Genomic DNA, 9624 nt, shown 5'->3' on the forward strand with positions numbered 1-9624 from the left:
CGCCCCCGCCGAGCCCGCCCCGCCTCCGCCCGCGCCCGCCCCGGCCGCCGCCCCGGCGCCGGCCGCGTAGCCGCGCCCGCGCGCCGTGATTGTCGAGCCGCCGGCCAGGTTGAACGAGCCCGAGGCGTAGAACCTCAGGAAGGGCGCCGGCCCCGTCGCGGCGGGCGCGACGGTGAAGGCGACGCTCGTCCCCGGGAGCAGGGCGATGTCCGTCGCCGCCACCGAGGCCCCCGTGGAGACCTGGAGCGCCGCGCCGTCGCGCATGAGCATGGTCCCGCCGACCGCGAGCCCGGTCGAGAGTTGGAGCACCGCCGCCGGCGTCACGCCCGCCTCGCCCAAGGTCAGCGAGGCGACGCCGAGCGCCGGGTCCGTCGAGTAGGCCACGACGGTCCCGGACGGGATGGTCACCGCGTCGAACGCCCCGGGCACCGACGCCGGCGTCCAGTTGCCCGCGACGTTCCAGTCCCCGGCCGCGCCGCCGGTCCAGACGACCGCGGCCGCCCGCGCGGAGCCCGCGAGCATGACGGCGCAGACGGCGGCGAGCAGGCGCCTCATCACCAGTCCCACCGGAAGCCGGCGAGCGCGCTCGTCGCCTCGTACGCGTAGCGGTAGTAGCGCTCGAAGCGCTGGTTCGACTTGGCGCTCGCCCGCTCGAGCGTGAACACGAGGCTGAAGCGCTTGACGATCGGATAGGTCAAGGTGCTCGCGACCGTCCACTCTGTCGTCGAGAGCGGCCCGCCGGCGTACGCCCCCGTCTCGTCCTGCGCCCGGCGCCCGGCGTACGAGCGTCGCCGCCAGCCGATCGAGAGGTCCACCGCCACCGGCGCGCGCTGCGGCCCGACGAGCAGCTTCACCGCCGGCGTCACCGACACCTCGCGATAGTCGTAGAACTTGGCCAGGAACGCCCCGCGCGAGGCGTCGTAGCCGTTCTGGTTCGACGACAGCACGCCCAGGCCGAAGGTCAGCGACCCCAGCGCGCGCAGGTCGGCGTTCCACTCGTGCGGCATCCGGGCGGCGACGCTCAGCGCGGTCAGGAAGTCCGCGCGCGTGTCCGCGTCGAACTGCCCCGCGTCGTTGACGACCTTCTGGCTGGAGTAGCGCGACCACACCGTGGACAGCCCCGCGTCGAGCCGCACGCGCTCGCCGACGGGCATGTCGAACGCCGCTCCGAGGCGCACGCCGCTGCGGTCGAGGACGCTGTCGCCCACCAGCTCGCGCGCGACCGGCGCGCCCGCGAACTGCAGCGCCGCCTGCGACTCGAGGCTCGTGTAGTTGGGATACGACGCGTCGAACCAGTCGAGCGCCGCGCGCGCCGAGTGCGGCTCGCGCGTGAGGAACTCCGCCTCCGCGCCGACCGTCCACAGCCGCTCGTCGAACAGGCCGCCGCCCCAGGACTCGTCGGCCGTCTCCTTCAGGAACCCGAGCTTGTACGAGATCCCGGGCTTCAGGCGCCAGCGCGACGCCGGGTCGGCCCACACCGCGCGGAACGCGACCTTGTGCTCCATGCGCTCCTGCGCCGGCGTCGCGGTCCCGAGCGTGTCGGTCACGCGCCGCGTCCCCTCGTAGGACGAGCGCACGGACGGGAGGAACGACCAGTCCTCGTCGTGCCGGATCGCGGGCGCGAACACCGCGTCGGCGTTCCCCGACAGCGCGCCCTTGTCCCCGCGGAAGAAGTGCACGCCGCCGAGCGCCTGGATGCCCGCGATGGGAGTGATCTCGATCGCGTCCGCTGACGCGGCCGCCATCGAGAGCACGACGGCTATCAACAGCCTCACGGCGTCTGCCTCGTCGCGCCGATGGCGTCGGACGGCAGGACGATCTTGATCGTCCGTCCTCCGAACGTCGTCCGGTCCTCGACGTTGCGGTCGGGCGAGGCGAAGCCCGAGCGCGGCCCCGCGCCGCCGCCGAAGTCGAGCGCGAGGGTCTCCCGGACGAGGGTCGTCCCGTCGCCGTACGACTCGCGCCTCACCTGGCGCGCCGCCGCCGCGTCCGGGAAGGTCGTGTTGATCACGACGACCGGCAGCGCCGCGCCGAGCAAGGCCCCGGTCAGGGGATCGTTCGTCGTGCTCGCCGCGGCGTCCGCGTAGGTCTGCAGGTTCACGCCGGTGAACCCGCGCTTGAGCGCCCCGTTCGCGTACAAGCCGTAGCGGTCGAAGATCGTCCGGAACGCCGCGCCGCCGCCCGCGACGTCGTCGAGCGGGTCCGCGTTCCCGTTCACGTCCACCTGATGGCCGCCGGAGCCCTTCTCCGCCAGCGAATCCGCCGCGTCCGCGCGCGTCATCGTGAAATCCGTCACCGTCCACGCGCTCGCCGACGCGCCGCCCCTCAGGCTCGCGAAGACGCCCGACAGGTCCGCCGGCAGCGCCGCGTCGAAGGTCCCGTCCCACGCGTAGTAGGACAGGCCCTCCGGCCGCCCGTTCATCACCACGAGCGCCAGCCGGTTACCCGCGGGGCGCACCACGTACTCCTCGACGCGCACGCGCCGTCCGTCCGCGTCGGTCAGCAGGCGCCCCTGCTCGCGCTCCGCCCGGCGCGTCTCGCGCGCGGCCGCCGCGAAGTCCGCGTCGCGCCCCAGCTCGAAGCCCAGCTCCCGCCGCATCGACGCCATGAAGTCGATCTTGCGCGCCTGCACCGGCGTCGGCGCGGCGGTCGGCTCGTGCACGCCCGCGAGGTCCACCTCGATGCGCTGATCCCTGCGCAGGATCACCGACGCGCCGCGGTTGTCCTCGACGCCCGCCACGCCCTCCTCCACCTCGACCGTCGTGTTCCCGCCCCCCGCCACGGTCACGCGCGCCAGCACGCGCTCCCCGCGCGCCCGCACGACGCACGTCGGCGTGCGCACCGACACCGACCGCCCGCGCGGCGCGTCCGCGATCATCCTCACCGTGCCGAACAGCGCGTGGACGCTCGTGTGCCCGGGCGTGTCCACCTCGACGGACACGTGGGCGTTGCCCTCGGCGATCAGGACCGTCCCGCCGTTGAGCTCGACGCGCGCCTTGGCGTTGAAGCCGGTCCGGATCCCGTCCCCCTCTCCCATCGGGCGGGGCGTCTTGCCGGCGGGGCGCCAGCTGTCGCCCCCGGCGGGCCGGACCTGGACGAGGCCCGTCGCCTCGCGCAGGACGGCGGCGCGAGCGGCGGTCGAAGCGGCGAAAACCAGCGCCGCTGTCAGGAAAACCCGGAACGGGGGCATTCCTATTAGTCTAACAGCGCTCCCCCGTCAGCGGTGAACGCTTTTGTTACAAGTTTCAGCCTATTTTCCCGGCCGAATTTGAAATCAGACTATCTCCGCGGCGGAGAATGAGCGCCGGGCTTCTCCTGTACGACGGGGCGCGCCTCGGCCGGCTCCTTCCGCTTCACCGGCTGGGACTCTTGGCGCGCCTTATCCTCCTTCCTGTCCGCCTCGCGCCGGGAGACTTCGGCCGCCTGCTCCTCCCGGTACTTGCGCAGGGCCTGGTAGGCGCGGCCGGCGATCAGCGCCATCAAGGTTGTGCCGAAGAACGCGAGCAGCACCCACGCAGCCGCCATCAGCGCGCCGCTGGCCGAGTTCATGACGATCATCAGGCCCTCGGCCACTCCCGGAGGCGGCCCCGGCGGGGCGTTGCGGTCGATGAAGCCGCCGCCGAGGGGCGCGGGCAGGCCGCCGGTGAATGAGACGGCGAACACGCCGAACTTGATGAACTTCGCCCAGTGTATGGCGACGCCTTCGGGGAGCAGCCGTATGAGCGTCTGCTCGATCGAGGCGGAAAACGCGGCCGTCACGCCGAGGGCCACGAGCGCCGCGGCGGTGTACGCCAGCAGCAGGGGTTGGATATCCATGTTCGCCTCCGGGCTCCTCGCATAGTATGCCCCCGGCGAGCCGAGGCCGCGACCAAATTAGGCTCAAATCACGGGGAGGCGGCCTGCGTTATGGCTCCGGCCGCTCGTGCCGAGGCTCGTTCATGGAGCCGCCGCGTCGGATTTCCCTCGCGGGAAATCGGCGAGAGGCCCTACCGTCTTGCGCAACAGCAGTTCAGAGTATCCCCGGACGACATAGTCCTTCAGCTCTCCCACAGGTTCATAGCCCAGCCTCGCGTACAATTCTCTGGCCCTCGAGTTGAAAGAAGAAACACAGATGAACACGTTCGGGGTTTCGGCAAGGATCCGCTCTTCAGCAAACCGGATGAGGCGGGATCCGATCCCGTGACCGCGCTGCGCCGGATCGACAGCGACCGTCTGTATGTAACCCCTGAATGCTCCCCCCATCACCACGACGATCAAGCCCGCAGGCTCGCCTCCGATGGTCGCGACATACACCTCCCGCGATGGGTCTTGAAGGACGCCTAATGCGGAATCATAATTCCGGCGCAGGGTGATCCAGGGCTCAGAGCTCGCCATCAGACTCGCACACCACTGGAACTCATGAAGACCATCCGCACGGCGGATCTTAATTTCGATCGTCACGTTTCCCCGCCGAGCCGCCGATCGGGCGTGCCATGACGATGTCTCGCTGCGGATCAGCCCCTAAACTGAAAATGTGGTCTCCGACTTCTACAAACTTGAATTTCTTATAGAACGAGATCGCTCTTGGATTTCGCTCCCAAACACCGAGCCAGGCGACATCCGATCCGCGCTTCTCCATTTGAGTCATGCACGCCGCCATCAGGTCTTTTGCGATACCTTTGCCGTGCCATGCGTTCAGCACATAGAGTCTTTGAATCTCCCCGGGACGGTTCGCGGAGACGCAATCCGGCGCTTTTCCCCAGCGAAGCTGTGCAAATGCGATCAGACTCCCTTTCTCTTCACATACCAACGTGACCATCTCCGCATTCGAGATCTCCGCCGCTTGGATCGATTCGCCGTAACTGGTTTTGCAATGAAGATTCATATCTTCAATCGCATTCACGCCGCCAAATGTATCCCGAAATGTTCGCTCAGCCAGCGCGGCCAGCTTCCCTGCATCGGAAGGTTCTGCAGATCGGATCGTTGACATCGTTGTCTCTAAGGCGCCTGACCAATAATCAGACTGACCAGCTCAATTCCGTCAAGAGATCAGTCGTCCTCGGATTGTACAGCGAATATCAGCAATTAACCAGTCTTTCCGAGACCACGAGTCAGACATGATAGACAGGGGCGGCCGAATCCGCGATCGCGCGGCGCTCAGGGGCGGGCGCGCTCGAGCTCGTCGAAGGCCGCCGCGCACCGCCCTTCCAGGACCTCGAGTTCGCGACGCCACTCGCCGTCGCTCAGGCCCGGTATGAACCGGTCGCCGAGCGCCTTGGGATGGCAGGACTCGCCGATCCGGAACAGGGCTTCCTTCGTCCCGAAGCGCCCGTCCATCGACGACAGCTCATCCTCCAGCCTCGCGGCGCACGCCCCGTCGGCCGCCTCGCCGGATCGGCCCAGCAAGCCGATGATACGGCGGACCTGCTCCTTCGCGGCTTCGAGCGTCGTCTGCGTCATGCGCCTAGACTAGGACTTTCCAGCCGGTCCGCTCAAGCGTGCCGACGTACTTTTCCAGGAACTCCCAGGCCTGGGCCTCGTCGGGCAGGACCTCCACCTCGTTGTAGAAGATCGCCTGGCCCTTCCGCCAATGGGCGATCTTCTTCGGAGGGCGGTCGCAATGCGCGCGTACGACCGTCCCCAAGGATTGCGTGGAGATGAACAGATAGAACTCCTTGAGCGTGTCGTTCGAGGCTTCGAAGACCGTCACCCGTAAATTGTAGGTCGAAAACCTCTCTATGACAATGGTCATAGTGGCGCTGGCCCGCCTTTCTGGACGCGTCAGGCCTGGGGCTCGCCCTGGAGCGGCTTCCACACGAACAGGTACCAATACACGGGCATCGCGATCGCGTTGCCCATGAACAGGACCACGGCCCACAGGGCCTTCTTGTCCTGCGCGATCTCGTCGGTCTTGAACAGGTGCAGGATGTAGAACACGAGCAGGCCGAGCATCTCCGCCATCGTGAAGAAGTGCAGGACGATCAGGACGCCGAAGAACGAGGGCATCTGATTCGAGCCTCCTCTCATCAAGAAGAACGACGAGGCGACGGTCGCCATGAAGAAGAACATGTAGGCGATGGGCCAGACGGTGAACGCGGCCAGCACGAGCGCTTTGGGCTTATTCATGACGCTCCCTCTGATGAAACCTCTACCGGACTCCGGGGATGGATCGACCGTTGAACCGCTTCCACACGGCCCGCAGGCCCCGCAGCGAGCGGTGGAAGCCGTGCAGGCGCATCTCCCGGTAGGCGGCGGCCTTCGTCTTCCCGTCGTGCAGCACCCGGTACAGGCCGACGACCAAGCCGGTCCGGTCTTCCCCGTGCAGGCAATGGACGTACACCGGCCTCAGGCTCTCGTCGCGCAGCGATTCGACGGCGAGCATGAGGCGTTCCGGCTCCGGGGCGCCGAAGACGTCCTTGATCGTCGCCGGCGGGCCGGAGGCGTCGATCACGGTCATGCCTAAAGCCGCGGCTTCGTCGTCGGAGCCCTCCGACGCGAGATGGAGCTTCACGACCGTCCTCACGCCCTTGCCTCTCAAGAAGGCCCAGCCGGCGGCGGTCGGGTGGCCGCCGCGGTACACGCCGGGGGACACTTCGCGGAAGTTGGGCACGCCTTCGGCGGTCGAGGTGGACGGCGCGACGGTCTCGTCGGCGGCCCGGGCGACGGCCGGGACCGCGAGGCAGAACGCGAGGGTCAGCGCGATCCGGGGGCCGCTCATTTGGAGGCGCCGTAGTTCATCAGCACGGAAAAGTCCTTATGGATGACGACGACGGCCCGGTAGCCGCCAAAGCTCTCGAGATAGATCCCGGCTTTCGGCGAATGGGTCTTGCCTCCGGCCGAGAACGAGATCGACATGCCGGTTTCCCCCCGGAACGCCGGCGAGACCTCGACTTTCGCGCCGGGTTCGAGGTCGGGCACGGCGTGACGCCAGGCATCCCCGGTCAAGCTCACCTCGCTGAGACGGGCCTCCGTCTCGTTGACGATCGTGACGACGGGGCCTCCGGAGAATCTCCCGACGACGACGAGCCCTCCGACGACGCAGAGGACGCCGAGCATCAAGATGACCACTCCGATCCGGGCGAGGCGTTTCTTTGTCATGGATTCCTTAACGATCAGTTCAGCAGACGCAGCTGCCTAGCCTTGCGCTGGTGCGTCCGGACGCAACAGGACCCTGTTTTCAGACGTCTAAAGGGAACTGGCTAGGCAGCATGATTTATTACTTCTCATTCGCCTCATAAACAACGAAAGGGAGCTTGAAGATGATCCTGTAGCAACCGATGATATGCAGCAGGAACAATAGGAGATTCACGCTGAGATAGCTCCACCAGTCTCCATTCGCGCCAAGCAACTGGTGCGCTTGAAATAGGCTGCAACCATAGAACACCAGCCACGTTCCCCAGATGATGAAAATGGGAATGTAGGTATATCGGACAAATTTCCTCGAACCGGCATAATGAACTTCGTAGTCCACCAGATCTGAACCCAACAACGAATTCAATTTTCGAGATTTCGCCTTGACATAGTTGGTCAGGTTCTGGGTATAGGCAAGCTGAAGGATTGCAAAGGCAGCAATTAGCACTAGACATGGCGGAACGAACAGAATCATCCAACTCAACGGCTTCCTATCGAGGAGGGTGCCGCCTGCCAGGGCGCCCGCAAGCAATAGGTACAGGGTGTAATTCGTTAGCCGATACCTTACGAGAATCTTATCTCGAACGTCATGAATCTCCTGCGCGAGTATTCCGACCTCTATTTCTTTCGTCATATGATTCGTCTGCCAACGCATGGCTCAGCCGCGCGCGCTAATGGCGCTCCGCACTGGCGCGCGTCGGCTGAAGCCGATGTTAGGCAACCTCTTGGCGTAGTCGCAGAATCCTTCTGCCGTCCTGAATATTCAGCCAACGTTTTTCCCTCGCAATCGCCCGATGAAGAAGTCTGTGACAACTCGCACAGAGGAGGGCAATGTCGCTGAGTCGTGTCTTTCGTTCCATCGCCATAGAAACTGGCACCAAATGATGTGCTTCGAACCCTGCATCTTCAAAGGACGGCTCGGCGGACTTTGACTGCTCTAGGCACATATCACAGGCCAGCCGGCCTTTGCTCCATCGGACCTTAAGCAATTGCCTTCTGACCTGCGGGTTGCGCTCCCGCCGTTTGTGGTTCTGAGTGACGATGCGTCCTTCGACAAACTCACTATCGTCGTCATCTCCTTCCGAATTGGGTAGTGACTGGGCGACCTGAACACCATTCCGAATCAGTTCTGCGAGTCGTCGGACCTCCTCTGGGCGCGAGCCGAGTTCGGGCCAAATTTTACGGTCCATCTCCGAAACATTCCCCAAGCCCTTGCCTGTTGCCACTTTTCGAATATTTTGAAGCTTGAAGGCTACCCCTGCAGGATTCCGAAAAGACTCCTTCCGAGACAAGGCGGCATGATATGGGAGTCGGCGAAGGGATTCCGACAGGCTTTCAACACGAGGATCGTTTCGAGATGGGACCTTCTCTTTACAGCTCAAGTAAAGGTCAAGGGCCAGGATTGTTTCATCGCGCGTCCAGTCTGGGTTTCCGTGTCCGTGGGTTCTTGCCATATCTTGGTTTGCTTAAGCAATAATTAGGCTGACCAGCTCAATTCCGGAATGGATTGATGCCATCCTTGGATTGTACAGCGAATATCAGCAATTAACCAGTCGTTCCGGGTCCTTGGGTAAGACATGATAGACAGGGGAGCGGCCTGATCTGCGATGTCGGGGCGCCCGCTTACGCGGTCTTCTTGACCCAGACCCGCAGCAGCCGCGACGCCCGCCGCGGATCGTCCGCGTCCGTCACCGCGCAGACCTCGAGCAGGTCGTCCTTCACCGACTTGAGCGCCAGCCCTTCGATCTTCTCGCCCTTGAGCCGGGCCAGAATCACCGGCTTCTTGCCCTTCACCATCGCCCCAATCACCGATCCCGCGACCTTGCCGTCCCGGTAGGTGTCCTTCCCCCCTTCGGCGGCCGCGGCGAAGTACGCCGTGCCCTCATGAAAGAACCCGTCCGTGAACGAGAGCGCGATGCGCCCCCAGGAACCGAGCGGCACCCGCCTGACCCGTATGCGCAGCGCCGAGGCCCGCCAGCGGCCTGCCAGGCCTTTGTGGAAGGCCTTCAGCCGCAGTTTGACGAGGCCGTTGAAGCCCGCCTTGCCGTTGCCGCGCTGAAGGAGCACGACCTTGCGCCGGGACACATACCCGCCCTCGATGTTGAGCCCCGGCACCGATGTCTCGAGAAGATCGATGAGCGGCCGGAAGTCCACCTCGCACGCGCTTTTAAACCGCCCCCGAGCGTCGAGCCTGATCAGAGAGCCCCGCGCGCGCCGGTCCTTGGAGCCCGACGGAAAAGCCACGAGCCGTCCAGCGCCCAGGTCGATGAGCGACTCCAGGTCCTTCTTGACCCGCTTGCGCTCCCCGGCGGAGGCCGGCAAATCGCCCGGGAACAGCCGGTAGCCGCGGCCCTGGCCTTTGCCGTCGGGGATGCGGATGAGGTGGTTGAGGTCGTCGGCGACGGCCCAGAACCCGCCGGAGACGCGCGCCAGGCCGCTGCCGGCGCATAAGGCGCGCGTCTTGCCCTGCGCGCTCCAGCGCACCAGCTTGAGGGTCTCCCAACTCGGCTTCAC

General features: G+C 65.5%; 14 protein-coding genes. All 14 read right to left on the bottom strand.

Annotated elements, in window-relative coordinates:
* A partial coding sequence (locus HYV14_13475; protein MBI2386997.1) for a hypothetical protein occupies positions 1-555 on the bottom strand: 555 nt, incomplete at its 3' end.
* Positions 555-1775, bottom strand: a complete 1221-nt coding sequence (locus HYV14_13480; GenBank protein ID MBI2386998.1) for a hypothetical protein — start codon at positions 1773-1775, stop codon at positions 555-557. The genes HYV14_13480 and HYV14_13475, both read right to left, overlap by 1 nt.
* Positions 1772-3190, bottom strand: a complete 1419-nt coding sequence (locus HYV14_13485) for a FecR domain-containing protein (GenBank protein MBI2386999.1) — start codon at positions 3188-3190, stop codon at positions 1772-1774. The genes HYV14_13480 and HYV14_13485 overlap by 4 nt, the downstream gene beginning before the upstream one ends.
* Before the next feature lie 89 nt (positions 3191-3279).
* A complete protein-coding gene (locus HYV14_13490; GenBank protein MBI2387000.1) occupies positions 3280-3816 on the bottom strand; it encodes a hypothetical protein in 537 nt (178 codons plus the stop codon).
* 120 nt (positions 3817-3936) lie between these two features.
* The gene (locus HYV14_13495) at positions 3937-4374 is read right to left on the bottom strand and encodes a GNAT family N-acetyltransferase (GenBank protein MBI2387001.1); all 438 of its coding nucleotides are present in this window, start codon (positions 4372-4374) and stop codon (positions 3937-3939) included.
* A 49-nt stretch (positions 4375-4423) separates the two neighbouring features.
* Entirely contained in the window at positions 4424-4969 is a 546-nt protein-coding gene (locus tag HYV14_13500) for a GNAT family N-acetyltransferase (GenBank protein MBI2387002.1), read from the bottom strand.
* Positions 4970-5136: 167 nt separating this feature from the next.
* On the bottom strand, positions 5137-5439 hold the full coding sequence (locus HYV14_13505; GenBank protein MBI2387003.1) for a hypothetical protein: 303 nt from the start codon (positions 5437-5439) through the stop codon (positions 5137-5139).
* 4 nt (positions 5440-5443) lie between these two features.
* Positions 5444-5689 carry a hypothetical protein gene (locus HYV14_13510; GenBank protein MBI2387004.1) on the bottom strand — a complete coding sequence of 82 codons (246 nt, stop codon included), beginning with the start codon at positions 5687-5689 and terminating at the stop codon, positions 5444-5446.
* Positions 5690-5760: 71 nt separating this feature from the next.
* Positions 5761-6105 carry a hypothetical protein gene (locus HYV14_13515; GenBank protein ID MBI2387005.1) on the bottom strand — a complete coding sequence of 115 codons (345 nt, stop codon included), beginning with the start codon at positions 6103-6105 and terminating at the stop codon, positions 5761-5763.
* Positions 6106-6127: 22 nt separating this feature from the next.
* On the bottom strand, positions 6128-6697 hold the full coding sequence (locus HYV14_13520; protein MBI2387006.1) for a tyrosine-protein phosphatase: 570 nt from the start codon (positions 6695-6697) through the stop codon (positions 6128-6130).
* Entirely contained in the window at positions 6694-7077 is a 384-nt protein-coding gene (locus tag HYV14_13525) for a hypothetical protein (protein ID MBI2387007.1), read from the bottom strand. Before HYV14_13525 ends, HYV14_13520 begins: the two co-directional genes overlap by 4 nt.
* 118 nt (positions 7078-7195) lie before the next feature.
* On the bottom strand, positions 7196-7765 hold the full coding sequence (locus HYV14_13530) for a hypothetical protein (protein MBI2387008.1): 570 nt from the start codon (positions 7763-7765) through the stop codon (positions 7196-7198).
* A 58-nt stretch (positions 7766-7823) separates the two neighbouring features.
* Complete coding sequence (locus tag HYV14_13535) at positions 7824-8564, bottom strand: HNH endonuclease (protein MBI2387009.1); 741 nt, start codon at positions 8562-8564, stop codon at positions 7824-7826.
* Between the two features lie 169 nt (positions 8565-8733).
* Positions 8734-9624: a hypothetical protein gene (locus HYV14_13540; GenBank protein ID MBI2387010.1), complete on the bottom strand. Its 891-nt coding sequence runs from the start codon at positions 9622-9624 to the stop codon at positions 8734-8736.

The organism is Elusimicrobiota bacterium (assembly GCA_016182905.1).
GTDB lineage: Bacteria > Elusimicrobiota > Elusimicrobia > UBA1565 > UBA9628 > GWA2-66-18.